This is a genomic window from Streptomyces sp. NPDC029014, from assembly GCF_055564695.1.
On the sequence record NZ_JBVHVT010000015.1, the window covers coordinates 83,668 to 109,043 of the forward strand.

Below are 25,376 nucleotides of genomic sequence, written 5' to 3' on the forward strand. Positions count from 1 at the left end.
CCCCACCTGGAGCGCGTCTGATGGCCGTCAATCTGGTCAATGTCGAGGCAGTGAGCAAGGTGTACGGCACCCGTGCCCTGCTCGACGGCATCTCCCTCGGCGTGTCCGAGGGGGACCGGATCGGTGTCGTGGGCCGCAACGGCGACGGCAAGACCACCCTGATCCGGATCCTGGCCAGGCTGGAGGAGCCCGACACCGGCCGGGTCACCCAGAGCGGCGGCCTGCGCATGGGCGTCCTCACCCAGCACGACTCGCTCGACCCCGCGGCGACGATCCGGCACGAGATCATCGGGGACATGGCCGACCACGAGTGGGCCGGCAACGCGAAGATCCGCGACGTGCTGACCGGCCTGTTCGGCGGCCTGGACCTGCCCGGGTTCGCCCAGGGCCTGGACACCGTCATCGCCCCGCTCTCCGGTGGCGAGCGCCGCCGCATCGCCCTCGCCAAGCTGCTCATCGAGGACCAGGACCTCATCGTCCTCGACGAGCCCACGAACCACCTCGACGTCGAGGGCATCTCCTGGCTGGCCCAGCACCTCCAGACGCGCCGCTCCTCCCTCGTCTGCGTCACCCACGACCGCTGGTTCCTCGACCAGGTCTGCACCCGCATGTGGGACGTCCAGCGCGGCAGCGTCTACGAGTACGAGGGCGGCTACAGCGACTACGTCTTCGCCCGCGCCGAGCGGGAGCGGATCGCCGCGACCGAGGAGGTCAAGCGGCAGAACCTGATGCGCAAGGAGCTGGCCTGGCTGCGCCGCGGCGCCCCCGCCCGCACCTCCAAGCCGCGGTTCCGCATCGAGGCCGCAAACGCCCTCATCGCGGACGTGCCGCCGCCGCGCGACAGCTCCGAGCTGATGCGCTTCGCCAACGCCCGTCTCGGCAAGACCGTGTTCGACCTGGAGGACGTCACCGTCCAGGCCGGGCCGAAGACCCTGCTCAAGCACCTCACCTGGCACCTCGGCCCCGGCGACCGCATCGGCCTGGTCGGCGTGAACGGCGCCGGCAAGACCTCGCTGCTGCGTGCCCTGGCCGAGGCGGCCCGTACCCAGGGCGACGTGCAGCCGGCGGCCGGCAGCGTCACCGTCGGCAAGACCGTCAGGCTGGCGTACCTCTCCCAGGAGGTCGGCGAACTCGACCCGTCCCTGCGGGTCCTGGAGGCCGTCCAGCGCGTCCGAGACCGCGTCGACCTCGGCAAGGGCCGCGAGATGACGGCCGGTCAGCTGTGCGAGCAGTTCGGCTTCACCAAGGAGAAGCAGTGGACGCCGGTCGGCGACCTCTCCGGCGGTGAGCGCCGTCGCCTGCAGATCCTGCGGCTGCTGATGGACGAGCCGAACGTGCTCTTCCTCGACGAGCCCACCAACGACCTCGACATCGAGACCCTCACGCAGCTGGAGGACCTCCTCGACGGCTGGCCCGGCTCGATGATCGTGATCTCGCACGACCGGTTCTTCATCGAGCGCACCACCGACACGGTGATGGCGCTGCTGGGCGATGCGACCCTGCGGATGCTGCCGCGCGGCCTCGACGAGTACCTGGAGCGCCGCCAGAAGATGATCGAGGCGGCCGCCCCCGCGCCCGCCCCGGCCGCGCCGAAGTCGACGTCCGCCGGCGACTCCCGCGCTGCGAAGAAGGAACTGCAGCGCATCGAGCGGCAGCTCAACAAGATGGCGGACCGCGAGACCAACCTGCACGCCCAGATCGCCGAGAACGCTACGGACTTCGCGAAGGTGGCCAAGCTCGACGCCGAGCTGCGCGAACTCATGGCCGAGCGGGACGAGTTGGAGATGCGCTGGCTGGAGCTGGCCGAGGAGGCCTGACGGTCCGTGGGTGCGGTGGCCGAACTGGCCTGATAACGACCCTGTCACAGGCCGGTCCGCCCTTGGGAACAGGGGTGCGACCGGCCCCGTGCCGTCCCGGCGGCAGTGGTAGAAAGGTCATCTCCCCCACCCCCACACCCGACGCCGAAGGTACGCGCTGATGACCGAGCAGCCCCAGCCGCCGAACCAGCCGCCGGCGCCGGACGGTTACGGGCACCTCCCCGGCCCCCCGCAGCCCTCGTACGGCACGCCCCCGCAGGGCCCCAACCCGTACGCCCAGCCGCAGCCCCCGACCGCGCCGATGGGGCAGCCCGCGTACTCCTTCCCGCAGCCGGGCGCGTCCCCGGCCCCCGGCACCCCGTCCGGCCGCCGCCGGCGGACCACCGCCATCGCCGCGGCCGCGGTCGCCGGCGTCCTCGTCCTCGGTGTCGGCGGGTACGCCCTCCTCGCGGGCGGCGGGGAGAAGGATCCGGCCACGCCCGTCGCCCAGGGCTCCCCGCCCACCGACGCCCAGGCCTCCGCCACCCCCGACAAGGGCGACGGCAACGGCAACGGCTCCCAGGTCTCCGAGGACCTCAACGCCGGGCGCAAGCAGGGCGAGGACAGGGTCCTCTGGCTCAAGGCCCCCAAGATCGACGGCCCCGGCATGGGCGTCGACACCGAAGGCCAGTGGGTGGTCGGCGACACCGTCGTCAAGCGGGTGTGGAACAACCTCACCGCCTACGCGTCCGCCGACGGCAAGGAGCAGTGGACGCTCCCCTTCCCCGCCCCGATCTGCTCCGTCACCCCCCAGACCACCGCCGACGCCAAGACCGTCGTCGTGTACAAGGAGAGCGGGTCCGACAGCGCCCAGTGCAACCGGATGCGGATGGTCGATCTGAAGACGGGGAAGGAAGGCTGGTCCAAGGAGATCCCCACGGAGGGTCTCTTCGACATCATGACCAGCCCCACCCTGGGCATGGCCGGCGACACCGTCGCCGTCAGCCGCAGCGGCTCCGCCAGCGCCTTCAGGATCAGTACGGGTGACAAGCTGTTCGGCAGCGGGTCCGCAGAGGGTTGCAAGCCCAGCGCGTACACCGCCCACGGCAACAAGATGATCGCCATCGCCAGCTGCAACGAGAAGGACGGCAAGGCCGAGGTCTCGGACGCCGACCCGGTCACCGGCAAGAAGACCTGGACCTACCAGCTCCCCGACGGCTACAAGGTCACCAACGTCTACTCCCTCGACCCCGTCGTCCTCGACCTCGCCAACGAGGCGAAGGGCCAACGTGCCATCGTGGTCCTCGGCCCCGACGGGAAACAGCGCACCACCGTGACCGGCGACGGCAAGTTCGCCAACGAGTGCAACCACGCCCCGCTGGGGTCCTTCGAGGTCTGCCGCACCAGCGCCGTCGACGGCGGGATCCTCTACCTGCCGACCGCCGCGGAGTCCGGCAAGGGCAACGAGATCGTCGCCTTCGACCTGGGCACGGGCAAGGCGAAGTGGCGCACCCCGGCCGGCGACGGCCGCACCCTCACCCCGATCAGGGTCGAGAACGGGCAGCTGATCGCCTACCGGTCCGCCGAGAAGGACAAGGGCGGCGAGGTCGTGGCCATCCCGGTCGCCGGGGGCGCGCCCACCGCCCTGCTGCGCCACCCCTCCGGCGTCGCGGCTCCGATCGAGGGCTCCTTCTACACCCCGCAGATCGACTACGCGGGTGGCCGCTTCTACATCTCCGTCGTACACCTGCGCGCCCAGGACAAGGACGAGAAGCTCCTGATGGTCTTCGGCAAGTGAACGAGTCCACGAGAGGCAACAGCACACGATGAGTACCCCGCCGCCCCCTCAGCAGCCGCCCGCCGGCGGCTTCGGCGCGCCGCAGGACCCCCCGCCCGGAGGCTTCGGCGCACCGCCGCCCACGGCGCCGCCCGTCCCGCCGCAGCAGCCCCCGGCCGCCGCCCCGCCGCAGCCGCCGGTGGACCCGCGGCAGCCGGCCGGCGCGCCGCCGCAGGCCCCGCCGCCCGCCGTGCCGCCGACCATGCCCGCGGGCGGGCCGGCCGTGCCGCCGCAGGCCGCGCCGCCCGGGCAGCCGGCGTACGGCTACCCCCAGCAGGGCTACGGCTACCCGCAGCAGGGCCCGGCCGCCCCGAGCCCGTACAGCGCCCCCACGGCGCCCATGCAGGCGGCCCCGCCGCAGCCGGTCCCCTCCGGCGCGGGCGGCGGCGGTGAGAAGCGCACCCAGATGACGATCATCGGTGCGGCGGCGCTCGCCGTCGTCCTGATCGTCGCCGGCGGCCTCTGGTACGCCTCCGGCAGCGGCGGCGACGACGACGAACCCGCGGCGAGCCCGACGTCCGGCGGGAGCAGCGCCCCGGCCGGCGCGCCCGGCTCGGAGAAGGTGCCCGCCAGCACCAAGTCGCGGCCGCTGTACAACCAGCCGAGCCCGGCGCCGGAGGAGATCACCTCCGTTCCCGGCTCCTGGCTCACCGACTCCACCTACGTCAAGACCGACATGTCCAAGGTCGTCGGGTACAACGTGGTCGACGGCGGCAAGAAGTGGGAACTGCCGTTCCCGGGCGAGGTCTGCGGCGCGACCAAGCACGTCAGCGACAACAAGACGGCCGTGCTGTACAAGGCGGCCGCGGCCACGCCGCAGAACAAGTACCCGCCGTGCACCGAGGTCGGCGTCATCGACCTGAACACCGGCAAGCTCCTGTGGTCCGGCAACGCCAAGGGCAGCGCCACCGGTGACCAGCCGGCCTCGCTGAACGAGGTCACCATCAGCGGCCAGACCGTCGCCGCGGCCGGCACCAGCGGCGGCGCCGCCTGGAACCTCGCCGACGGCAAGTCGCTGTGGACGCCCAAGGTCGACCCCGACGGCTGCTACGACGCCGGCTACGCGGGCGGCGAGGGCCTCGCCGTCATCCGCAAGTGCGGTCGCTACCCCAGCCAGACCCTGTACGCGCAGAGCCTGAACCCGACCACCGGTGCGCCCACCGCCTCGTACAAGCTCTCCGAGGGCATCGAGTGGGCGTCGATCGTCTCCACCAAGCCGCTGGTCGTCGCCGCCGACGTCGGCGGCACCGCCAAGAACGCCACGGGCATCAGCGACCTGTTCGTCGTCGACCCCAAGGGCGAGCTGAAGGCGCGCATCTCGCTCGCCTCCGGCAACTTCGGCGGCAAGTGCCGGGCGACCGAGATCGAGAAGTGCAGCAACATCGTGGTCGGCAACGGCAAGGTGTACCTGCCCTCCATCGAGCACCAGGGCAAGGACTCCTCCCTGGCCCGCACCAACGAGCTGCTCTCCTTCGACCTGGAGACCGGCAAGCAGACCAGTGACCGCGCCGACGCCGGCGAGCGGTACACCATGTTCCCGCTCCGCATGGACGGGTCGAACATCATCGCCTACAAGGTGCCCCCCTACGACAAGGGCGGCCAGATCGTCTCCATCAACGGGACGACGATGAAGGAGACCCTCCTGATGGAGAACCCGGCGGAGAAGGCGAGCCGCACCGCCGAGACCGGCTTCTCGCCCGAGTTCTCCGAGTTCCGCTACCACAACGGCAAGCTCTTCATCTCCCGCACCAACGTGAAGAAGCCGTTCTCCGACAAGTCGGATCCCGAGTACCTGTTCGTCTCCTTCAGCGCCAGCTGATCCCCGGCCGCGTCCGCGGCCCGCCGAAGCCCCCGGAAGGTCCGCCTTCCGGGGGCTTTCGTGCCGTATCCACCGCGCGCCGTCGAACAAGCGTGTAGCTTGCCGGGGCAGAAGGGGAGAGGGTGGGGGCCCAATGGGCGTACGGGTCATGGTGGTCGACGAACACAGGCTGCTGGCCGAGGCGCTCGCCTCGGCCCTGAAACTGCGCGGACACCGGGTGCTCGCCGCGGCCGCACCGGCTGCCGGCGCCGCCGACCTGGTCATCAGCCGCGCTCCGGAGGTCTGCCTGCTGGGCACGGCCACACCCGCGGAGCCGGGGGTCTTCGAGCCCGTGGTCCGCATCAGACGGGAGCGGCCGCAGACCGCGGTCGTGGTCCTCGGCCCCGTGCCGAGTCCGCGCGGCATCGCCGCCGCCTTCGCCGCCGGCGCCTGCGGGTACGTACGCCAGGACGAGCGGATCGAGGGCGTCGAGCGGGCGCTGGCCAAGGCCCGGGCGGGGGAGGCCGCGGTCTCCCCGCAACTGCTCCAGGCGGCGTTCGCGGAGCTCCTCAACCCCGCGGCCGCGCCCGACGACGAGGGCAGCCGGCTGCTGCGGCTGCTCACTCCGCGCGAGGTGGAGGTGCTGGTCCGGGTCGCCGAGGGCGAGGACACCCGGCTCATCGCCGCGGGCATGGAGATCGCGCCGAGCACGGCGCGCACGCACGTGCAGCGGGTGCTGATGAAGCTGGGCGTGGGCTCCCGGCTGGAGGCGGCCGCGCTGGCCGCCCGGACCGGCCTGCTGGACCGGGCGGCACTCCCGCGGACGGACGCCGATTTCCCCGGAGGCCCGTAATCCGGTAAGCCAGTGACCGGCATGCGCACCGTCGCGCGTGCGTTCCCCTGCGAGAGGTAGCAGACCAGTGAGCAAGACGCCGTCTTCTAAGTACATGGTCACCGGCGGCGCCGGATACGTGGGCAGCGTCGTCGCGGCGCACCTGCTGGAGGCCGGACACGAGGTCACCGTCCTCGACGACCTCTCCACGGGCTTCCGCGAGGGCGTCCCGGCCGGGGCCGAGTTCATCGAGGGCCGCATCCAGGACGCCGAGCGGTACCTCGACCCCTCCTACGACGCGGTCCTGCACTTCGCGGCGTTCTCGCAGGTCGGCGAGTCCGTCGTGAACCCGGCCAAGTACTGGGACAACAACGTCGGCGGCACCCTCGCCCTGCTGGGCGCCATGCGCTCGGCCGGTGTGCGCAAGCTGGTGTTCTCCTCCACGGCCGCCACCTACGGCGAGCCCACCGAGAGCCTGCTGACGGAGGCGTCCGCCACCCGGCCCACCAACCCGTACGGCGCGTCCAAGCTGGCCGTCGACCACATGATCACGGGCGAGTGCGCGGCCCACGGCGTCGCGGCGGTGTCGCTGCGCTACTTCAACGTGGCCGGCGCCTACGGGCAGTACGGCGAGCGCCACGACCCCGAGACCCACCTGATCCCGCTGGTCCTCCAGGTCGCCCTCGGCGAGCGGGAGTCGATCTCGGTGTTCGGCGAGGACTACCCGACCCCGGACGGCACCTGCGTGCGCGACTACATCCACGTCGCCGACCTGGCCGAGGCCCACCTGGCCGCCCTGGACGCCGCCACCGAGGGCGAGCACCTGATCTGCAACCTGGGCAACGGCAACGGCTTCTCGGTCCGCGAGGTCGTCGAGGCCGTCCGCAAGGTCACCGGCAAGGACATCCCCGAGGTCGTCGCCCCGCGCCGGGCCGGCGACCCGGCCGTGCTCGTCGCCTCCGCGAAGGCCGCCCACGAGAAGCTCGGCTGGACCCCGTCCCGCCCCGACCTCGAAGGCATCATCGCCGACGCGTGGAACTTCACCCGCGACCTGCGCGGCTGATCCCCCACCCGCAGCGGCCTGCAGCGGCCCGCACCGGCCGCACCGGCCGCACCGGTCCCACCGCCCCCCGCACGCCGCCGTGCGGGGGGCGCGGTGCGTTGGCGGGCGGCCACCGGGGGAGCGCGCCGTGCCCGAGAGCGCCGCGGGCGGGCGCAGCGCGCGGGCGCTCGGCGTGCACACGCCGGGTGAAATGCCCCCCGTGCATCTGCCCGGAGCACCTACCGGGCCGGAAAGGGTCTTACAGGTCCTTCGAACCGCTCAATTCAGGCCATGCCGAAGGCCCTTCGGGAGGGTCCCCACCAGAAAACCGCTCGGAAAAGTTCTGCTATTCGGCCAACCGCGAGCCGCACCCCGCTCTACGCTGATGCGTGACGCCGGTGGGGGCCGGTGTTGATTCAGGGGTCGAGACACGCCGGGTACGGCGTCCGGTCCGGGGTAATGCAGAGATGTCTCGGCGGCGGCCGCGGCAGCTTCCATCACCCGGTCCGGGCGCCGTACCCGCAGTCGTCCGTCCCCGACCCTTGGGGGTTTTGTGGTTCGCATCCGTGTTCTCGTGGTCGATGACCACCGCATCTTCGCCGAGTCGCTGGCCGCTGCTCTGGCGGCCGAGCCCGACGTCGACGTGTCCGCGGCCGGCAGCGGCCCTGCCGCCCTGCGCTGCCTGGAACGCGCGGTGGCGGAGGGGCGCCGCTTCGACGTGCTGCTGGTGGACGCCGACCTCGGCGCCGCCGCCGGGGCGGTGCCCGCCCAGCGGGACGCGTCCGGGGCCCCTCCGCCCGGCTCGGACGGCATCGCGCTCGTCGCCGGCGTACGGGCGGTCCATCCCGCGGTCCGCACCGTCGTCCTCGCCGAGCGCGACGACCCGCGCCGGGCCGCGTACGCCCTCCAGGCGGGCGCGTCGGGCTGGGTCGCGAAGGACTGCTCGCTCTCGCGGCTGCTGGCCGTCATCCGGGGGGTGCTGCGCGAGGAGACGCACCTGCCGCCCGCTCTGCTCACCGGCGTGCTGCGGGAGTTGACCGCCGCGCGCAAGCACCGCAGCGACAGCGAGCGGCTCGTGGAGTCCCTGACGCCGCGCGAGCACGAGGTGCTGCGCTGCATGGTGGCGGGGCTGGGCCGCAAGGACGTGGCGGCCCGACTCTTCCTGTCCCCGCACACCGTCCGCACGCACATGCAGAACGTGCTGGGCAAGCTCGGGGTGCACTCCACGCTCGCGGCCGTGGCGCTGGCCCGGCGGGCCGGCGTACGACCGGCGGACCTACCCGGGGATGTTGTCGAACGGAGCGGTCAACTGGCGTAGCAGGGCGGCGAGGTCGGCACGCTGGGCCTGGGAGAGCTGGGCGAGGATCGCCCGCTCCTGGGCCAGCAGCCCGGCCAGGGCCTCGTCGGCCCGGTCGCGGCCCTCGGCGGTCAGCCGGACCAGGACCCCGCGCCGGTCGTTGGGGTCGGGCAGCCGCTCGACGAGCCCCTTCTTGGCGAGCCGGTCGATGCGGTTGGTCATCGTGCCGGAGGTGACCAGAGTCTGCGTCAGCAGCTGGCCGGGGGACAGCTGGTAGGGCGCGCCGGCGCGGCGCAGCGAGGTCAGGACGTCGAACTCCCACGGCTCCAGGCCGTGCTCGGAGAAGGCCAGCCTGCGGGCGCGGTCGAGATGGCGGGCGAGCCTGCTCACGCGGCTCAGCACTTCCAGCGGTTCCACGTCGAGGTCAGGGCGTTCCCGCCGCCATGCCGCGACCAACCGGTCGACCTCGTCCTCCATGCCGATCAGTGTAAGGGGTCTGTCGATGTGAAGTCTCTTGAATGCAAGAGTCTCGGAGGGGTATATCTTGAAAGCGTGAATCTTGACGTCAAGATATATTTGGGGTGGCCGCGGGCATGGAGAGGGCCGTAACGGCTTCCGTTTCCGACCGCCCCGCCAGCAGGGAGGCTCGAACATGCATTCCGACGTCCGCGGCACGGCACGCGTTCCCACCGCCGCCACCCGCGCCGTACCCACCTGGGACCCGCAGCAGTACCTCCGGCACGCAGGACACCGCGCGCGCCCCTTCCTCGACCTCCTGCACCGCGTACCGGAACTCCCCGCCGACCCCGCCCGCATCGCCGACCTCGGCTGCGGCCCCGGCAACGTCACGGCCCTTCTCGTCGACCGCTGGCCCCGGGCCCACACCACCGGCTTCGACCTCTCCGCGGAGATGCTCCGGCGCGCCGACGACGAACACGCCGGACCCACCCCCGGCGGCGGCACCCTCGACTTCCGCCACGCCGACCTCGCCGACTGGCTCCCCGACGAGACCTACGACCTGATCGTCTCCAACGCCGCCCTCCAGTGGGTGCCCAACCACCCCGGCTCCTTCGCCGCCTGGATCAACGGCCTGCGCCCCGGCGGCACCTTCGCCTTCCAGGTCCCCGGCAACCACGCCGCCCCCAGCCACGCCCTCCTCGCCGGGCTCTGCGACAGCCCGCGCTGGCGCGACCGGCTCGCCGGCCACGGCTCCCGCTACACCCACGTCCTCGACGCCGCCGAATACCTCGACCGGCTCACCGAGCTCGGCTGCTCCGCCGACACCTGGGAGACCACCTACTTCCAGCTGCTGCCCGGCACCGACCCCGTCCTCGACTGGGTCAAGGGCACCGCCCTGCGCCCGGTCCTGACCGCCCTCGAAGACGACCCCCGGGCCGTCGACGCCTTCCTCGCCGAATACCGCGACCTGCTGCGCACCGCCTACCCGCCCGGCCCGCGCGGCACCGTCTTCCCCTTCCGCCGCATCTTCGCCGTCGCCGTCAAGGAGTGCTGACCGTGCTCACCGGCGTCCTCGAACCGTCCCACCCGGCAGGGTGAGACGCCCCGGAAAACGGGACGGCGCCCCGCCACCGCAGCCGCGGTGACGGGGCGCCGTCGTGGCCGTCCCGCGCGGCTCCCGCCGGAGCCCGCGCGTCCGTACTCAGCTCTTGCGGTGGCCGACCAGCCGGGGCTTCGCCTCCAGCCCGTCCAGCCCGTGCCAGGCCAGGTTCACCAGGTGCGCCGCGACCTCCGCCTTCTTCGGCCGCCGCACGTCCAGCCACCACTGTCCGGTCAGCGCCACCATCCCGACCAGCGCCTGCGCGTACAGCGGGGCCAGCTTCGGATCGAACCCGCGCGCCTTGAACTCCAGGCCCAGGATGTCCTCGACCTGCGTGGCGATGTCGCTGATCAGCGATGCGAACGTACCCGTCGACTGGGCCACCGGCGAGTCCCGCACCAGGATCCGGAACCCGTCCGTGTACGACTCGATGTAGTCCAGCAGGGCGAACGCCGCCTGCTCCAGCAGCTCCCGCGGATGCCCGGCCGTCAGCGCGCCCGTCACCATGTCCAGCAGCTGGCGCATCTCCCGGTCCACCACGACCGCGTACAGGCCCTCCTTGCCGCCGAAGTGCTCGTACACCACGGGCTTGGACACCCCGGCCTTCGCCGCGATCTCCTCCACCGAAGTGCCCTCGAAACCCTTCTCGGCGAACAGGGCCCGGCCGATGTCCAGCAGTTGCTGGCGCCGCTCCGCGCCCGTCATCCGAACCCGGCGGCCACGCCTGGGCTTGTCGCTGCTGGAAGTGCTGCCGTCGATCGCCACGCCCCCCATCATGCCGCGTGCGACGCGTTTTCCCTGCGTCGGGCGTCGATCCGGGCCCCGGACGGCCAGCGCACGTCCGACGCCCAGCCCGCCCGCTCGAACCAGCGGATCAGCCGCGCACTGGAATCCACCTGGCCGCGCAGCACTCCGTGCCGGGCCGACGTCGGGTCCGCGTGGTGCAGGTTGTGCCAGGACTCGCCGCAGGACAGCACCGCCAGCCACCACACGTTCCCCGACCGGTCCCGGGACCGGAACGGACGCCTGCCCACCGCGTGGCAGATCGAGTTGATCGACCACGTCACGTGGTGCAGCAGCGCCACCCGGACCAGGGAACCCCAGAAGAACGCCGTGAACGCGCCCCTCCACGACAGCGTCACCAGCCCGCCCACCAGCGGCGGGACCGCCAGCGACACCACCGTCCAGAACACGAAGTCCCGCGAGATCCGCCGCAGCGCCGGGTCCTTGATCAGATCGGGGGCGTACTTGTGCTGGTCGGTCTGCTCGGTGTCGAACAGCCAGCCGACGTGCGCCCACCACAGGCCCTTCAGCAGCGCCGGCAGGCTCTCCCCGAACCGCCACGGCGAATGCGGGTCGCCCTCCTGGTCGGAGTACCGGTGGTGCTTGCGGTGATCGGCCACCCAGCGCACCAGCGGCCCCTCCACCGCCATCGACCCCATGACCGCCAGCACGAGCCGCAGCGGCCGCTTCGCCTTGAACGAGCCGTGCGTGAAGTGGCGGTGGAAGCCGACCGTGATCCCGTGGCAGGTCAGGAAGTACATGGCCGCCATCAGGCCGAGGTCCAGCCAACTCACCCCCCACCCCCAGGCCAGCGGCACCGCCGCGAGCAGCGCGAGGAACGGCACGGTGATGAACAGCAGCAGCGCGATCTGCTCCACCGACCGCTTGTGCTCACCGCCGCGGGTCGCGGACGGCAGCGGGGCAGCGGAAGCGGGAGAGGCGGTGGAGGACGGTTCGGAGGGCGGGTCCGAGGGCACGGAGACGCCCTCGATCAGGTCGGGACCGGTGGTCATGGGCGTCCCCTGAAGGAAGAGGGAGGAGGCAGGCACCCCGGCTACGGATGCGTAACCTACGGCAACGTAAGTATGGCAAAGCGCGGCCCCCCGACAAGAGGAGCGCGACACCTCGGCACGGCGCGCCCACAGGCGCACTCACCCCCCGCGCGCCCCGCCGCACGGTGCCGAGCGCCCGCCTGTCGAGACGTTTACCGAGGCACGAGGCCCGGACACCTATCCTGGTGTCGTCGGACAGCGCGGTCCGCACGGGCAGCCGAGCTGCGCCGCAGAAGGCACCCCCGCAACGGGACCCCTACCCGTCCGGGCGGCGGTACCACCACGCGCGCACGCCGGAGCCCACCTCCCCGTAGCGCTCGACCACTGCAAGGAGCCGCACCTGTGAGCAGTGCCGACCAGGCCTCCACCGCCCACACCCCGGGCCGGGCCCCGTCCGCCGTCGCCGCCGTCGACGCAGAGCTGCGCGCGGACATCCGCCGCCTCGGCGACCTCCTCGGCGAGACCATCGTCCGCCAGGAGGGCCGGGACCTCCTCGACCTCGTCGAGCGCGTGCGCGCCCTCACCCGCACCGACGGCGAGGCGGCCGCCGCCCTCCTCGGCGACACCGACCTGGAGACCGCCGCCAAGCTGGTGCGCGCCTTCTCCACCTACTTCCACCTCGCCAACGTCACCGAGCAGGTGCACCGCGGCCGCGAGCTGCGCGCCCACCGCGCCGCCGAGGGCGGCCTGCTGGCCCGCACCGCGGACATGCTCAAGGACGCCGACCCCGAGCACCTGCGCGAGACCGTACGGAACCTCAACGTGCGCCCGGTCTTCACCGCACACCCCACCGAGGCCGCCCGCCGCAGCGTCCTGAACAAGCTGCGCCGCATCGCCGCCCTCCTGGAGGAGACCGCCGCGGGCTCGGGCGACCGCCGCCGCCAGGACCTCCGCCTCGCCGAGAACATCGACCTCGTCTGGCAGACCGACGAACTGCGCGTCGTCCGCCCCGAGCCCGCCGACGAGGCCCGCAACGCCATCTACTACCTCGACGAGCTGCACGCCGGAGCCGTCGGCGACGTCCTGGAGGACCTCGCCGCCGAACTCCAGCGCGTCGGCATCGAACTCCCGCCGGGCACCCGCCCCCTCACCTTCGGCACCTGGATCGGCGGCGACCGCGACGGCAACCCCAACGTCACCCCGGACGTCACCCGCGAGGTGCTGATCCTCCAGCACGAGCACGGCATCACCGACGCCCTCGAACTCGTCGACTTCCTGCGCAGCCTGCTGTCCAACTCCATCCGCTACACCGGAGCGACCGAGGAGCTCCTCTCCTCCCTCCAGGCCGACCTCGAACGCCTCCCCGAGATCAGCCCGCGCTACAAGCGGCTGAACGCCGAGGAGCCGTACCGCCTCAAGGTCACCTGCATCCGGCAGAAGCTGCTGGGCACCCGCGAGCGCCTCGCCAAGGGCACCCCGCACGAGGAGGGCCGCGACTACCTCGGCACCGCCGACCTGCTCACCGACCTCACCCTCATCCAGACCTCCCTGCGCGAGCACCGCGGCGGCCTCTTCGCCGACGGCCGGATGGACCGCACCATCCGCACGCTCGCCGCGTTCGGCCTCCAGCTCGCCACCATGGACGTCCGCGAGCACGCCGACGCCCACCACCACGCCCTCGGCCAGCTCTTCGACCGCCTCGGCGAGGAGTCCTGGCGCTACGCCGACATGCCCCGCGAGTACCGGCAGCGGCTCCTCGCCAAGGAGCTCCGCTCCCGCCGCCCCCTCGCCCCGAGCCCGGCCCCGCTCGACGCGGCCGGCCACAAGACCCTCGGCGTCTTCCTCGCGATCAAGGAGGCGTTCGAGAAGTTCGGCCCCGAGGTCATCGAGTCGTACATCATCTCCATGTGCCAGGGCGCCGACGACGTGTTCGCCGCCGCCGTCCTCGCCCGCGAGGCCGGGCTCGTCGACCTGCACGCCGGCTGGGCCAAGATCGGCATCGTGCCGCTGCTGGAGACCACCGACGAGCTGCGCGCCGCCGACGTCATCCTCGACGAGATGCTCGCCGACCCCTCCTACCGGCGCCTGGTCTCCCTCCGCGGCGACGTCCAGGAGGTCATGCTCGGCTACTCCGACTCCTCCAAGTTCGGCGGCATCACCACCAGCCAGTGGGAGATCCACCGCGCCCAGCGCCGGCTCCGCGACGTCGCCCACCGCTACGGCGTGCGGCTGCGCCTCTTCCACGGCCGCGGCGGCACCGTCGGCCGCGGCGGCGGCCCCTCGCACGACGCGATCCTCGCCCAGCCGTGGGGCACCCTGGAGGGCGAGATCAAGGTGACCGAGCAGGGCGAGGTCATCTCCGACAAGTACCTCGTGCCGTCCCTCGCCCGCGAGAACCTCGAACTGACCGTCGCCGCCACCCTGCAGGCCTCCGCCCTGCACACGGCGCCCCGCCAGTCCGACGACGACCTCGCCCGCTGGGACGCGGCCATGGACATCGCCTCCGACGCGGCCCACTCCGCGTACCGGGCGCTCGTCGAGGACCCGGACCTGCCCGCCTACTTCTTCGCGTCCACCCCGGTCGACCAGCTCGCCGACCTCCACCTCGGCTCCCGGCCCTCCCGCCGCCCGGACTCCGGCGCCGGCCTCGACGGCCTGCGCGCCATCCCGTGGGTGTTCGGCTGGACCCAGTCCCGCCAGATCGTCCCCGGCTGGTACGGCGTCGGCTCCGGCCTCAAGGCGATCCGCGAGGCCGGCCAGGAAGGCGTCCTCACCGAGATGGGCGAACGCTGGCACTTCTTCCGCAACTTCCTGTCCAACGTCGAGATGACCCTCGCCAAGACGGACCTGCGGATCGCCCGCCACTACGTCGACACCCTCGTCCCCGACGAGCTGAAGCACGTCTTCGACCGCATCCGCGCCGAGCACGAGCTCACGGTCCGTGAGGTCCTGCGCATCACCGGGGGCGAACGCCTCCTCGACTCGCAGCCCGTACTCCAGCAGACCTTCGCCGTCCGCGACGCCTACCTGGACCCGATCTCCTACCTCCAGGTCTCCCTGCTGGCCCGCCAGCGCGCCGCGGCCGCCCGCGGCGAGGAAGCCGACCCGGTCCTCTCCCGCGCGCTGCTCCTCAGCGTCAACGGCGTGGCGGCGGGGCTCCGCAACACCGGCTGACCCGTACGGTCGAACGAACGGCCGGTATCCGCCGCCGTCACACGATGTGATGACGCACGCGGATACCGGCCGCTACGGTTGTGGTCCAGGGCCACACTTCCGTCCATGGGAGCAACCATGACCGCTGAGTCCGTCCACGACTGGTCGCGGCCCCCGCTGGACGGGTACACCGTGGACGATCTGCTGACGTTGCCGGACCTCCCGCGCCACACTGAGCTGATCGACGGGAGCCTGGTCTTCGTGAGTCCGCAGCGGTTCATCCACTCCCGGCTGATCGACTTCCTCGTCACCCGACTGCGCACGGCCACCCCGCGGCACACGACGGTTGCGCGTGAGATGACCGTGGTTATCGACAAACGCAACGGGCCCGAGCCCGACATCTCGGTTGTGCGGCGAGAAGCCTGCACGAGCCCCATGCAGACCCACTTCTATGCGGCCGACGTCCTGCTTGCCGTCGAGGTGGTCTCGCCCGAGTCAGAAGCCCGGGACACGCAGACCAAGCTGAACAAGTACGCTGCCGCCGGCATCCCGAACTACTGGATCGTCAAGATCGAGGGCGACCAGACCGTCGAACCAGTCGTATACGTCTACGAGTTGGACCCCCACACCCGCGCCTACGTGTGCCAGGGGATCCACACCAAGCCGTTCCGCGTCGATCGGCCCTTCGCCGCCGAAATCGACTTCGAAGGGCTCGACGACCTGTAGCCGTCAGGAGTTGTACGCGGACTGCGCCCGCTCCAGACCCTCCGTGATCAGGCACTCCACGGCGTCCGCCGACCGGTCCACGAACCAGTCGAGCTCCTTGCGCTCCGTGGAGGAGAAGTCCTTCAGCACGAAGTCGGCCACCTGCATCCGGCCCGGCGGGCGACCGATGCCGCACCGCACCCGGTGGTAGTCCGCGCCCATCGACTTCGTCATCGACTTCAGGCCGTTGTGCCCGTTGTCCCCGCCGCCCAGCTTCAGGCGCAGCGTCGCGTAGTCGATGTCCAACTCGTCGTGGACGGCCACGATCCGGTCCAGCGGCACCTTGTAGAAGTCCCGCAGTGCCGTCACCGGACCGCCCGACAGGTTCATGAAGGACATCGGCTTCGCCAGCACCACGCGGCGGTTCGCCGGTCCCGGCGGCCCGATCCGGCCCTCGACCACCTGCGCCCGCGCCTTGTGCGCCTTGAACTTCCCCCGGATCCGGTCGGCCAGCAGGTCGACCACCATGAACCCGATGTTGTGGCGGTTGCCCGCGTACTCCGCCCCGGGGTTCCCCAGGCCGACGATCAGCCAGGGCGCCGCGTCGTCCGACATCACAAAGCTCCTTAACGTGGACGACCGCCGCCCTGCTCCAGTGGAACAGAACGGCGGTCGTTCAGCATCAGCTGAAAGGGAAGGGCGAGGCTCAGGCCTCGGCGCCCTCGGCCTCGGCCGCGGCGGGCTCCTCGACCTGGGCCGCGACGACCTGCAGGACGACGGCGTCGGCCTCGGTCACCAGGGCGACGCCCGACGGCAGCGCGATGTCCTTGGCGTGGACGGAGGCACCGGCCTCCAGGCCCTCGACGGAGACCGTCAGGGCCTCGGGCAGGTGGGTGGCCTCGGCCTCGACCGAAACGGTGGCGAGGACGTGCTCCAGCAGGTTGCCGCCGGCGGCCAGCTCACCCTCGGCCTGGACCGGAACCTCGACGGTGACCTTCTCGCCCTTCTTGACGGCGAGGAAGTCGACGTGGTCGATGGTGCGCTTGAGCGGGTCCTTCTGGACGGCCTTGGGGATGACCAGCTCGGTGCCGTCGCCCGCGATGTCCAGGGAGATCAGGACGTTCGGGGTCTTCAGCGCCATGGTGAGGGCGTGACCCTCGACGGCGACGTGCTTCGGGGCCTCGCCGTGGCCGTAGATGACCGCGGGGATCTGCTTGTTGCGGCGGGTCGCACGGGCGGCACCCTTGCCGAACTCGGTGCGGATCTCAGCGGAGAGCTTGACCTCGGACATGTTCACTCCTCGTGGGTGACGGAAAACGGACAACGGTCACCCGGCCACGAAACGGCCTGCTACGAAGAGCGCGTCGATAACGGAGCACCGGCACCTTCACGAAAAAGGCGCGGCCTCCCTCGCCGAGCAACTCATCGAGTCTACCCGGCGGGGAGGCCGCGCCCAAAAGGATCTACCGCGGGCCCCGGAGCGGGGCCCGCCGTCCGGTCCTTACTGCTGCTCCTCGAAGAGGCTCGTCACCGAGCCGTCCTCGAACACCTCGCGCACGGCGCGCGCGATCGTCGGGGCGATCGACAGCACCGTGATCTTGTCGAGCTCCAGGTCGGACGGGTCCGGCAGCGTGTTCGTGAACACGAACTCGCTCACCTTGGAGTTCTTCAGGCGGTCAGCCGCCGGGCCGGACAGGATGCCGTGCGTGGCCGTCACGATGACGTCCTCCGCGCCGTGCGCGAAGAGCGCCTCGGCGGCGGCGCAGATGGTGCCACCGGTGTCGATCATGTCGTCGACGAGGACGCAGACGCGGCCGCGGACCTCGCCGACCACCTCGTGGACGGTCACCTGGTTGGCGACGTCCTTGTCACGGCGCTTGTGCACGATCGCCAGCGGCGCGTCCAGGCGGTCGCACCAGCGGTCGGCGACCCGCACGCGGCCGGCGTCCGGGGAGACGATCGTCAGCTTGGTGCGGTCCACCTTGGCACCCACGTAGTCCGCGAGGACCGGCAGGGCCGACAGGTGGTCCACCGGGCCGTCGAAGAAGCCCTGGATCTGGTCCGTGTGCAGGTCGACCGTCAGGATGCGGTCCGCGCCCGCGGTCTTCAGCAGGTCGGCGACCAGGCGGGCCGAGATCGGCTCGCGGCCCTTGTGCTTCTTGTCCTGGCGGGCGTACCCGTACGACGGGATGATCACCGTGATGGAGCGGGCCGACGCGCGCTTCAGCGCGTCCAGCATGATCAGCTGCTCCATGATCCACTTGTTGATCGGAGCCGTGTGGCTCTGGATCAGGAAGCAGTCCGCACCGCGCGCCGACTCCTGGAAGCGGACGTAGATCTCACCGTTGGCGAAGTCGAAAGCCTTGGTCGGCACGAGCTGGACGCCCAGCTGGTGCGCAACCTCCTCGGCCAGCTCGGGGTGGGCGCGGCCGGAGAAGAGCATCAGCTTCTTCTCGCCGGTCGTCTTGATCCCGGTCACAGCACAGTCTCCTCAGACGTGTTGAAAGCTGCTCGCCCCCGCGTGCGTCCGTCCCGCACACGGTGAGCCAGCCGAATTGCGTGCACCTATCACGGTACGCCGTCTCGGGCGTACTTGTTTCCGGACAGTTCACCCGGAAGGGCTTTCTCAGCCCTCCGCGGACCCCTCCTGGGCCGACGACTGCGCCGCCGACGCAGCAGCACTGCCCGGACGCTTGCGGGCCACCCAGCCCTCGATATTCCGCTGCTGGCCACGGGCAACGGCCAGTGCGCCGGCCGGCACATCCTTGGTGATCACGGATCCGGCCGCCGTGTAGGCGCCGTCCCCGATCGTGACGGGCGCCACAAACATGTTGTCCGAGCCCGTCTTGCAATGCGAGCCGACCGTGGTGTGGTGCTTGTGCTCGCCGTCGTAGTTCACGAACACGCTCGCCGCGCCGATGTTCGTGTACTCGCCGATCGTCGCGTCACCCACGTACGACAGGTGCGGGACCTTCGTGCCCTCGCCGATCGTCGCGTTCTTCATCTCGACGTACGTACCGGCCTTCGCCTTCAGACCGAGGTTCGTGCCCGGGCGCAGGTACGCGTACGGACCCACCGACGCGGACTCGCCGATCACCGCGGAGTCCGCCACCGTGTTGTCCACCCGCGCCTTCGGGCCCACCTGCGTGTCCTTCAGGCGGGTGTTCGGGCCGACCTCGGCGCCCTCGGCGATGTGCGTCGAGCCGAGCAGCTGCGTGCCCGGGTGCACGAGCGCGTCCTGCCCGAAGGTCACCGTGACGTCCACGAACGTGCTCGCCGGGTCCACGACCGTCACGCCAGCGAGCATCGCCCGCTCCAGCAGTCGCGCGTTCAGCAGCGCCCGCGCCTCGGCCAGCTGCACCCGGTTGTTGATCCCGAGGATCTGGCGGTGGTCGCCGCCCACGGACGCGCCCACGCGGTGGCCGGCCTCCCGCAGGATGCCGAGCACGTCGGTGAGGTACTCCTCGCCCTGGCTGTTGTCCGTCCGCACCTTGCCCAGGGCGTCGGCCAGCAGGGCGCCGTCGAACGCGAACACACCGGAGTTGATCTCCCGGATCGCGCGCTGCTCCTCGGTGGCGTCCTTGTGCTCGACGATCGCGGTGACCGCGCCGGTCTCCGCGTCGCGGACGATGCGGCCGTAGCCGGTGGAGTCCGGGACCTCGGCGGTCAGGACGGTGACGGCGTTGCCGTCGGCACCGTGGGTCGCGACCAGGGCCGACAGGGTCTCGCCGGTCAGCAGGGGGGTGTCGCCGCAGACGACGACCACGGTGCCGTCGATCGGACCGCCGAGCTCCTGGAGCGCCATGCGGACGGCGTGCCCGGTGCCGTTCTGCTCGTACTGGACGGCCGTGCGGACGCCGGCGTCGATGTCGGAGAGGTGCGCGGTGACCTGCTCACGGGCGTGGCCGACGACGACCACGAGGTGCTCGGGGTCGAGCTCGCGCGAGGCGGCGACGACGTGCCCCACGAGCGACCGCCCGCAGATCTCGTGCAGGACCTTGGGAGTGGCCGACTTCATGCGGGTGCCCTCACCCGCTGCGAGGACGACGACGGCTGCCGGGCGGTTGGCGCTCACGGGTGTGCCCTTCGGCTTCGGGTGGTGGACTCCCGAAGGATACCGGGGGGTCAGGGGCCGTGAACGAGGGCGGGCCCTGACCTTCCGGTCAGGGCCCGAACCCGTACGCGCTCCCCTGCCAGGATTCGAACCCGGACATAAGGTACCAAAAACCTCAGTGCTGCCATTACACCACAGGGGATAGCGAAACTGACCAAATTGGACATTTGGCCCTTCGGTTGAACCGACGGACCCCACTATGCCGCACCAAGTGCCTTCGACGCGACGGTACTAGTGGCAGCCGGCGCACAAGCGGACGATCAAGCAATTCCCCGGTCGAAACCGGTGGGCGAATTCCGGTCAAGGGCGCATCGGGGCCGCTGCGTACGCTGGGCGGCATGACCAGTACGGGGGAATTGCAGGGCGGGGCCGGGCGTGCCGGGCCCCTGTGGTGGGAGCGGCCGCGGTCCGCGGTGCTCGACGGGGGGATCGCGGCGGTGTCGGCCGCGGAATGCGCGGCCCAGGGAGTGGCCTTCGCACACGAAATCGGGATCCCGGCGGCCGCGGGGGCGCTGTTCGGCGTCCTGGCCGGGTCGGTGGTGCTGCTGCGGCGGCGCTGGCCGGTCGCCGTGGTGCTGGTGGGGATCGCCGTGGCACCGGCGGCGATGGGCATGGTGCTCGGCGTCGTCGGGCTGTACACGCTCGCCGTCAGCGAGGTGCCGCGCCGCATCACCGCGACGCTGACCGTGCTGGCGCTGGTGGCGACCTTCGTCGTCCTGTACGTGCGCACCAGCGGGGACGTCGGGGCCACGCACGGGGTCGTGCTCGTGCTCTCCGGGGTCCTGGCAGTGGCGCTCAACGTGGTGCCGGTCCTGCTCGGCCTCTACATGGGGGCCAGGCGCCGGCTGATGGAATCCCTGCACGAGCGGGCCGACTCGCTCGAACGGGAACTGCTGCTGCTGGCGGAGCGGGCGGAGGAGCGCGCCGAGTGGGCCCGCCGCGAGGAGCGCACCCGCATCGCCCGCGAGATGCACGACGTGGTCGCGCACCGGGTGTCGCTGATGGTGGTGCACGCGGCGGCGCTCCAGGCCGTGGCGGCCAAGGACCCGGTGAAGGCGGCGCGGAACGCGGCGCTGGTGGGGGACATGGGCCGGCAGGCGCTCACCGAACTGCGGGAGATGCTCGGGGTGCTGCGCGCACCGGTGCCGGCGGCGCAGCCGCCCGCGGCCGGGACGGCCGGGGCGGCCGCCGATGCGGCCCCGGCCGCCCCGGCGGTGGCGGTGACGGTGGCGGCCGGGGCGGCGCAGGGCCCGGAGGACGGGCCGACGCTCGCGGAGCTGGAGGCACTGGTCGGGCAGTCCCGGGCGGCCGGAATGGCCGTGGACCTCGACGTCCGCGGCGCGGGGGGTGCGTATCCGGCCGAGGTGGAGCAGACGGCGTACCGGGTGGTGCAGGAGGCGCTCACCAACTGTCACAAGCACGCGCCGGGCGCGAAGGTCGTGGTGCGCCTCGCCCACCGGGACGGCGAGGTGGCGATGCAGGTGGAGAACGGGCCCGGTGCGGCGGACGTCGCCCGGCCCGAGCTGCCCAGCGGCGGCAACGGGCTGGTCGGGATGCGGGAGCGGGTGCTCGGGCTGGGCGGGGTGTTCGTGTCCGGCCCGACGGATGCCGGCGGTTTCCGGGTGTCGGCGGTGCTGCCGGGCGCCGCCGCGCAGGGGTGACCGCGCAGGGGTGACCGCGCAGGGACGACCGCACGGGGCCCGCATCGGGGCCGCCCGCCGGGCCGCGCCCGCATCGGGCCCGGTCCCGGCGCACGGGGTGCGGTGCGCCGGGGGCGGGCGGGGTGCGGTGCGCCGGGGGCGGGCGGGTCAGGAGGCGGCGGTGAGGCGGGCCGGCTGGAGGCCGGTCAGCAGGAGGGTGAGGGCCTCGTCCATGCCGGAGCCGAGGTACCAGTCGCCGGTGTGGTCGACGGCGTAGACCCGGCCCTCCCGGTCGATGGCCAGGTGGGAGGCGCCGTCGGAGTCGACGCCCAGCGGGCAGAGCTGGGTGGACAGGGCGCGGCCGAGGTCGGCGAAGGTGCGGGCGAGGTGCAGCCCGGTGAGCGGGTCCAGGCGCACCGGGACCGGGGCTATCTGGCGGCCGGGCCCGGGCGCGGTGACCGAGAGGCCGCCGAACTCGGCCCAGGCCTCGACCGCGGCGGGGAAGACGGTGTGCCGGTGCCCGGCGGGCGTGGTGTGGTCCCGGAGCGCGTCGGCCCAGTACTCGGCCTGCTTGATGTCCCAGCGGCCCGGCTCCCAGCCGGCGGTGCGCAGGGCGGTGTCCACGACGGCCGGGAAGCGGGTGGCCGAGGAACGGTCGTAGGAGGCGGAGGAGGTGGTCATGGTGGCGGGGGTCAGGCCCTCTCGGAGGCGGGTGTGAGGTCGACGGGTCGTACGCCGAAGTGGGCGAGGAGTGCCTCGCAGGAGCGGCAGGGAGGCGCGTAGCTGCCGTGCAGCGGGTCGCCGTCCTCGCGGATCCGGCGGGCGGTGATCTTGGCGTTCTTCAGCGAGCGGCGGGCCTCGCCGGCGGTGAGCGGCTTGCGGGAGGCCCGCTTGCTGCGGGCCTGCTCGGTGGCGGTCAGGTGCCGGGAGAGGAGTATCGCCTCGGGACAGCGGCCGGTGAAGCGTTCGCGCTGGCTGCTGGTGAGGGTGTCGAGGAAGTCCTGGACGAGCGGGTGCAGCGCGGGCGGCTGGTCGCCCTTGCCCGCGGTGCCGGTGAGGGTCTCGCCGCGTACGGAGAGGGCGGCGGCGACGGTGGGCAGGATGCCGTCGCGGCGGAAGCGGGGTACGGGCACGGCGGAACGGCCGCCGGCGGCGCTCCAGCGCAGGCGCGGGTCTGAGGCGGGTCCGGCGGCTTCCGGGCCGGTATCGGCTGCCGTTGTGCGTGTTGCCGTGTTCTGCATGTCGCGTCTTCCCTCCCGTGGCTGCGGTGATGGCCGCTGTCGCGCACGCCCCCGTGCCGTGGGGACAGCCTGCCAAATGTCCTCCGTGGTGTGGAACGGGGGTCGAATATTCGTATCAATTCGGATGTTCCCGGCCGTCGGGTGGGTGCGTGGCTCGGGGGCGGCTGCCCCCCTTGCCGGAGCACATAGGCTGTGGTGAACCAGCCAGATCCAGCAGGGGGCTACTGCCATGACGACAGGTCGGCTCGGCCAGCACGCCGCGCCACCCAACGCCGCGTACTCGGGGCAGGTCGTGCATTTCCCGGACCCGGTCCGGGCCGCTCGGCATCCCCACGGCGTGCGGATGGGCGCGCAGGGACATCCCGACTTCTCCGCGTACGCGCGCGCGGCGGTGGAGATCGCCGAGCCGCCCGAGGGTTTCGGCGTGGACGAGCTGAGGCTGACGGACTACGTGTCCGCGAACGCGGCGATGCGCGCGGCGGGCCACCCGCTGTGGGACACCATCGGGCCGGTGGCGACCCCGCACGGCTGGACCTGGCACCACGTGGCCGGGACGCGGCGGATGGAGCTGGTCCCCGTCGAGGTGAAGGCGCTGCTGCGGCACCACGCCGGGCTGGCGACGGCGCCCGTCGACCACGAGAAGCGGGGGACGCGGCCGCTGCAGGAGCTGCGCCCGGTGCACATGGGGCTGCCGAAGTCGGTGGTCTCGGTGTCGGAGCAGCAGGTCCAGGGGATCGAGGAGGACCTGGGCTACCGGCTGCCGGAGGCGTACCGCTCGTTCCTGAAGGCGGCGGGCGGCTGCGCGCCGGTCGGCGTCGGCCTGGACGTGGAGCTGGGCGTGCTGGTGGACCAGCCGTTCTTCACCGTGCGTGAGGAGGCGGCGATCAACGACCTGGTGTACGTCAACAAGTGTCTTCGCGACCACCTGACGAAGGACTACCTGTGCGTCGCGTTCGCGCAGGGCGGCCTGCTCGCGCTGAAGGTGAAGGGCGAGGGCCTCGGTTCGGTGTGGTTCTCCCCGTACGACGACGGGCGCGACCGGGACGGCTGGCCCGTCCAGGAGCGCGTGGAGCGGCTGTTGCTGCCGTGCGGTGCAGATTTCGATGCCTTTCTCGAACGACTGGCCGGAAATCCACCGGAGTTGGAGACCGTCGCCGGTCTGATGGTGGACGGCGGATTCGCACGCTCGGTTCCCGTGGAGGGGCCGGTTCCGGTGCCGGGTGCGGCACCGGTGGAGGGATGACAGCGCGATGGTGACGTTTGCGCAGGCGCAGGAGCGTGCCGAGGAGTGGATCAACGGGGACGTGCCCCCCTACCAGCACCGCGAGGTGCGGGTGCGGGAGTTCGGGCTCGGCTTCGTGGTGTGGGCGGAGGACCGTCCCGGCGGACCCGTGTCCGCGGGCGGCCGGCAGCGGCTGGTCATCGCCCGGGACAGCGGTGAGGTGACGCTGTGGCCGGGGCTGCCGGTGGGCGAGGTCATCCGCCGGTACGAGGAGGAGTACGGGGCTGCGGCCGCTCCGGCGGCGGAGGCCTCCGTGCCGTCGCCGCGGATCGACTCGGAGCAGACGTCGTTCATGCTGAGCCCGCCGGAGTGGCTGCAGGAGGCCGCGGACCGGGCGGGGATCCCGGGCGGACCGGCTTCTTCGGGCTCGGGCTCGGGCGTGGGGTCGGCCGCGGGCGCGGCCGCGGAATCCGCGACTCCGGCCGGGCCGGAGCCGGTGCCGCTGCGGCGCGAGGTGCCGTACGAGCCGACGGCCAACGACGGCGTGCCCGCCGGAGCGACCCCGTGGGCCGGGACGGACGTGAACCCCGGGGCGGACGAGGGCTCGGTGCCGCTTCCGGCGACCGTGTTCGCCCCGCCGCTGTCCGGATCGGACCTGGAGGAGCTCGCGCCGCCCGCCGGTGTCTCCGCGGAGGCCAAGACCACGCTGATGGCCGGCGGCAGCCAGCTCCCGAGGACGGCGATCGCGCCCGCGATCGACCTCGGGGCGGGCGCACCGCCGCTGCCCGGCCCCGGGACCCCCGAGGCGCTGGCCCAGGAGCCCACCGGCCGGGCCCCCGCCACGCCGTCGGCGATGCCGCCGCTGCCGCCCGCACCTCCCGGTGCGCCCGCGCCGGCCCCCGCGCCCGGGCCCCTGCCCGCCTCCGCCGAGGCGCTGGCCCAGGAGCCCACCGACCGGGCCCCCCTCACGCCGTCCGCGCCTCCCGCGCCTCCGGCCGCTCCGGCCGTTCCCGCGCCGGGTCAGCCGCCGGTCCCGCCCGGTCCGCCGGGTGCTCCGGCTTCGCTCGGCGGTGGGCTCGACCATGCCGCGACGATGCTGGCGGGTCCGGCCGTGGTCGCGGGTGGGCCTCCGGCGCCTCCTGGTCCGCCTGGTGTTCCGGGTGGGTCGAACGGTGCGGGTGTGGGTCAGCCGCCGGCTCCGCCCGGTCCGCCCGGTGCTCCGGCTTCGCTCGGCCGTGGGCTCGACCATGCCGCGACCATGCTGGCCGGCCCGGCCGTGGTCGCGGGTGGGCCTCCGGCGCCTCCTGGTCCGCCTGGTGTTCCGGGTGGGTCGAACGGTGCGGGTGTGGGTCAGCCGCCGGCTCCG

The 25,376-nt window shown here is 72.4% G+C and carries 20 protein-coding genes, 1 tRNA gene and 1 pseudogene; 12 read left to right on the plus strand and 10 right to left on the minus strand.

Annotated features, from left to right (window positions below):
- The first annotated feature begins 20 nt into the window (after positions 1 to 20).
- The 6 genes from ACZ4VL_RS10925 (at position 21) to ACZ4VL_RS10950 (ending at position 8,623) form a co-directional block, all read left to right on the plus strand.
- Positions 21 to 1,817 (plus strand): ABC-F family ATP-binding cassette domain-containing protein, encoded by a 1,797-nt coding sequence (locus ACZ4VL_RS10925; protein ID WP_468198320.1) that lies wholly within the window; start codon positions 21 to 23, stop codon positions 1,815 to 1,817.
- A 160-nt stretch (positions 1,818 to 1,977) separates the two neighbouring features.
- Entirely contained in the window at positions 1,978 to 3,594 is a 1,617-nt protein-coding gene (locus ACZ4VL_RS10930) for an outer membrane protein assembly factor BamB family protein (protein ID WP_468198322.1), read from the plus strand.
- A 28-nt stretch (positions 3,595 to 3,622) separates the two neighbouring features.
- A complete protein-coding gene (locus tag ACZ4VL_RS10935; protein WP_468198324.1) occupies positions 3,623 to 5,452 on the plus strand; it encodes an outer membrane protein assembly factor BamB family protein in 1,830 nt (609 codons plus the stop codon).
- 133 nt (positions 5,453 to 5,585) lie between these two features.
- The gene (locus tag ACZ4VL_RS10940; RefSeq protein ID WP_361098895.1) at positions 5,586 to 6,284 is read left to right on the plus strand and encodes a response regulator transcription factor; all 699 of its coding nucleotides are present in this window, start codon (positions 5,586 to 5,588) and stop codon (positions 6,282 to 6,284) included.
- Between the two features lie 94 nt (positions 6,285 to 6,378).
- On the plus strand, positions 6,379 to 7,326 hold the full coding sequence (gene galE / locus ACZ4VL_RS10945) for a UDP-glucose 4-epimerase GalE (RefSeq protein ID WP_468198388.1): 948 nt from the start codon (positions 6,379 to 6,381) through the stop codon (positions 7,324 to 7,326).
- A gap of 532 nt (positions 7,327 to 7,858) precedes the next feature.
- Positions 7,859 to 8,623: a LuxR C-terminal-related transcriptional regulator gene (locus ACZ4VL_RS10950; RefSeq protein ID WP_468198326.1), complete on the plus strand. Its 765-nt coding sequence runs from the start codon at positions 7,859 to 7,861 to the stop codon at positions 8,621 to 8,623.
- Here the strand turns inward: ACZ4VL_RS10950 and ACZ4VL_RS10955 are convergent.
- Positions 8,582 to 9,079, minus strand: coding sequence for a MarR family winged helix-turn-helix transcriptional regulator (locus tag ACZ4VL_RS10955; protein ID WP_468198328.1), 498 nt, complete (start codon positions 9,077 to 9,079; stop codon positions 8,582 to 8,584). The genes ACZ4VL_RS10950 and ACZ4VL_RS10955 overlap by 42 nt on opposite strands.
- 175 nt (positions 9,080 to 9,254) lie before the next feature.
- Here ACZ4VL_RS10955 and ACZ4VL_RS10960 point away from each other — a divergent pair, with 175 nt between their 5' ends.
- A complete protein-coding gene (locus tag ACZ4VL_RS10960) occupies positions 9,255 to 10,115 on the plus strand; it encodes a trans-aconitate 2-methyltransferase (protein WP_468198330.1) in 861 nt (286 codons plus the stop codon).
- A gap of 147 nt (positions 10,116 to 10,262) precedes the next feature.
- Here the strand turns inward: ACZ4VL_RS10960 and ACZ4VL_RS10965 are convergent, their stop codons facing one another.
- The gene (locus ACZ4VL_RS10965) at positions 10,263 to 10,937 is read right to left on the minus strand and encodes a TetR family transcriptional regulator (RefSeq protein ID WP_468198332.1); all 675 of its coding nucleotides are present in this window, start codon (positions 10,935 to 10,937) and stop codon (positions 10,263 to 10,265) included.
- Entirely contained in the window at positions 10,934 to 11,956 is a 1,023-nt protein-coding gene (locus ACZ4VL_RS10970) for an acyl-CoA desaturase (RefSeq protein WP_468198334.1), read from the minus strand. The genes ACZ4VL_RS10965 and ACZ4VL_RS10970 overlap by 4 nt, the downstream gene beginning before the upstream one ends.
- A gap of 381 nt (positions 11,957 to 12,337) precedes the next feature.
- On the opposite strand from ACZ4VL_RS10970, the gene ppc reads away from it, so the two are divergent.
- Both ppc and ACZ4VL_RS10980 read left to right on the plus strand, forming a co-directional pair.
- Complete coding sequence (ppc, locus tag ACZ4VL_RS10975) at positions 12,338 to 15,109, plus strand: phosphoenolpyruvate carboxylase (RefSeq protein WP_468198336.1); 2,772 nt, start codon at positions 12,338 to 12,340, stop codon at positions 15,107 to 15,109.
- Positions 15,110 to 15,226: 117 nt separating this feature from the next.
- Entirely contained in the window at positions 15,227 to 15,814 is a 588-nt protein-coding gene (locus ACZ4VL_RS10980; protein WP_468198338.1) for a Uma2 family endonuclease, read from the plus strand.
- A gap of 3 nt (positions 15,815 to 15,817) precedes the next feature.
- Here ACZ4VL_RS10980 and pth read toward each other — a convergent pair whose 3' ends face one another.
- The 5 genes from pth to ACZ4VL_RS11005 form a co-directional block, all read right to left on the minus strand.
- On the minus strand, positions 15,818 to 16,408 hold the full coding sequence (gene pth / locus ACZ4VL_RS10985) for an aminoacyl-tRNA hydrolase (RefSeq protein ID WP_468198340.1): 591 nt from the start codon (positions 16,406 to 16,408) through the stop codon (positions 15,818 to 15,820).
- 91 nt (positions 16,409 to 16,499) lie between these two features.
- Complete coding sequence (locus ACZ4VL_RS10990; RefSeq protein WP_468198343.1) at positions 16,500 to 17,084, minus strand: 50S ribosomal protein L25/general stress protein Ctc; 585 nt, start codon at positions 17,082 to 17,084, stop codon at positions 16,500 to 16,502.
- A 210-nt stretch (positions 17,085 to 17,294) separates the two neighbouring features.
- Positions 17,295 to 18,272 carry a ribose-phosphate diphosphokinase gene (locus ACZ4VL_RS10995; protein WP_179175499.1) on the minus strand — a complete coding sequence of 326 codons (978 nt, stop codon included), beginning with the start codon at positions 18,270 to 18,272 and terminating at the stop codon, positions 17,295 to 17,297.
- A 147-nt stretch (positions 18,273 to 18,419) separates the two neighbouring features.
- A complete protein-coding gene (glmU, locus tag ACZ4VL_RS11000; protein WP_468198345.1) occupies positions 18,420 to 19,868 on the minus strand; it encodes a bifunctional UDP-N-acetylglucosamine diphosphorylase/glucosamine-1-phosphate N-acetyltransferase GlmU in 1,449 nt (482 codons plus the stop codon).
- A gap of 110 nt (positions 19,869 to 19,978) precedes the next feature.
- Positions 19,979 to 20,049: transfer RNA gene (locus ACZ4VL_RS11005), tRNA-Gln, on the minus strand.
- A 196-nt stretch (positions 20,050 to 20,245) separates the two neighbouring features.
- Between ACZ4VL_RS11005 and ACZ4VL_RS11010 the strand changes: the two genes are divergently transcribed.
- Positions 20,246 to 21,568, plus strand: coding sequence for a sensor histidine kinase (locus tag ACZ4VL_RS11010; RefSeq protein ID WP_468198347.1), 1,323 nt, complete (start codon positions 20,246 to 20,248; stop codon positions 21,566 to 21,568).
- A 147-nt stretch (positions 21,569 to 21,715) separates the two neighbouring features.
- On the opposite strand, the gene ACZ4VL_RS11015 is transcribed toward ACZ4VL_RS11010, so the two are convergent.
- Both ACZ4VL_RS11015 and ACZ4VL_RS11020 read right to left on the minus strand, forming a co-directional pair.
- Positions 21,716 to 22,228 (minus strand): SUKH-3 domain-containing protein, encoded by a 513-nt coding sequence (locus ACZ4VL_RS11015; protein ID WP_361098929.1) that lies wholly within the window; start codon positions 22,226 to 22,228, stop codon positions 21,716 to 21,718.
- 11 nt (positions 22,229 to 22,239) lie between these two features.
- A complete protein-coding gene (locus tag ACZ4VL_RS11020) occupies positions 22,240 to 22,788 on the minus strand; it encodes a YwqJ-related putative deaminase (protein ID WP_468198351.1) in 549 nt (182 codons plus the stop codon).
- Between the two features lie 229 nt (positions 22,789 to 23,017).
- On the opposite strand from ACZ4VL_RS11020, the gene ACZ4VL_RS11025 reads away from it, so the two are divergent.
- Together ACZ4VL_RS11025 and ACZ4VL_RS11030 are read left to right on the plus strand one after the other, a co-directional pair.
- The gene (locus ACZ4VL_RS11025; protein WP_468198353.1) at positions 23,018 to 24,031 is read left to right on the plus strand and encodes an SMI1/KNR4 family protein; all 1,014 of its coding nucleotides are present in this window, start codon (positions 23,018 to 23,020) and stop codon (positions 24,029 to 24,031) included.
- 7 nt (positions 24,032 to 24,038) lie between these two features.
- Positions 24,039 to 25,376: pseudogene (locus tag ACZ4VL_RS11030) on the plus strand (SUKH-4 family immunity protein); the annotation flags it as partial.

Excerpts from the sequence above, each read along its gene's own strand:
- ACZ4VL_RS10940 (WP_361098895.1), top strand. The coding sequence starts at position 5,586 with ATGGGCGTACGGGTCATGGTGGTCGACGAACACAGGCTGCTGGCCGAG.
- galE (WP_468198388.1), top strand. The coding sequence starts at position 6,379 with ATGGTCACCGGCGGCGCCGGATACGTGGGCAGCGTCGTCGCGGCGCAC.
- ACZ4VL_RS10990 (WP_468198343.1), bottom strand. The coding sequence starts at position 17,084 with ATGTCCGAGGTCAAGCTCTCCGCTGAGATCCGCACCGAGTTCGGCAAG.
- ACZ4VL_RS10970 (WP_468198334.1), bottom strand. The coding sequence starts at position 11,956 with ATGACCACCGGTCCCGACCTGATCGAGGGCGTCTCCGTGCCCTCGGAC.
- ACZ4VL_RS10960 (WP_468198330.1), top strand. The coding sequence starts at position 9,255 with ATGCATTCCGACGTCCGCGGCACGGCACGCGTTCCCACCGCCGCCACC.
- ACZ4VL_RS10980 (WP_468198338.1), top strand. The coding sequence starts at position 15,227 with ATGACCGCTGAGTCCGTCCACGACTGGTCGCGGCCCCCGCTGGACGGG.
- ACZ4VL_RS11010 (WP_468198347.1), top strand. The coding sequence starts at position 20,246 with ATGACCAGTACGGGGGAATTGCAGGGCGGGGCCGGGCGTGCCGGGCCC.
- ACZ4VL_RS10955 (WP_468198328.1), bottom strand. The coding sequence starts at position 9,079 with ATGGAGGACGAGGTCGACCGGTTGGTCGCGGCATGGCGGCGGGAACGC.
- ACZ4VL_RS10935 (WP_468198324.1), top strand. The coding sequence starts at position 3,623 with ATGAGTACCCCGCCGCCCCCTCAGCAGCCGCCCGCCGGCGGCTTCGGC.
- pth (WP_468198340.1), bottom strand. The coding sequence starts at position 16,408 with ATGTCGGACGACGCGGCGCCCTGGCTGATCGTCGGCCTGGGGAACCCC.
- ACZ4VL_RS10965 (WP_468198332.1), bottom strand. The coding sequence starts at position 10,937 with ATGATGGGGGGCGTGGCGATCGACGGCAGCACTTCCAGCAGCGACAAG.
- ACZ4VL_RS11020 (WP_468198351.1), bottom strand. The coding sequence starts at position 22,788 with ATGCAGAACACGGCAACACGCACAACGGCAGCCGATACCGGCCCGGAA.
- ACZ4VL_RS11015 (WP_361098929.1), bottom strand. The coding sequence starts at position 22,228 with ATGACCACCTCCTCCGCCTCCTACGACCGTTCCTCGGCCACCCGCTTC.
- ACZ4VL_RS10925 (WP_468198320.1), top strand. The coding sequence starts at position 21 with ATGGCCGTCAATCTGGTCAATGTCGAGGCAGTGAGCAAGGTGTACGGC.
- ACZ4VL_RS11025 (WP_468198353.1), top strand. The coding sequence starts at position 23,018 with ATGACGACAGGTCGGCTCGGCCAGCACGCCGCGCCACCCAACGCCGCG.
- ACZ4VL_RS10930 (WP_468198322.1), top strand. The coding sequence starts at position 1,978 with ATGACCGAGCAGCCCCAGCCGCCGAACCAGCCGCCGGCGCCGGACGGT.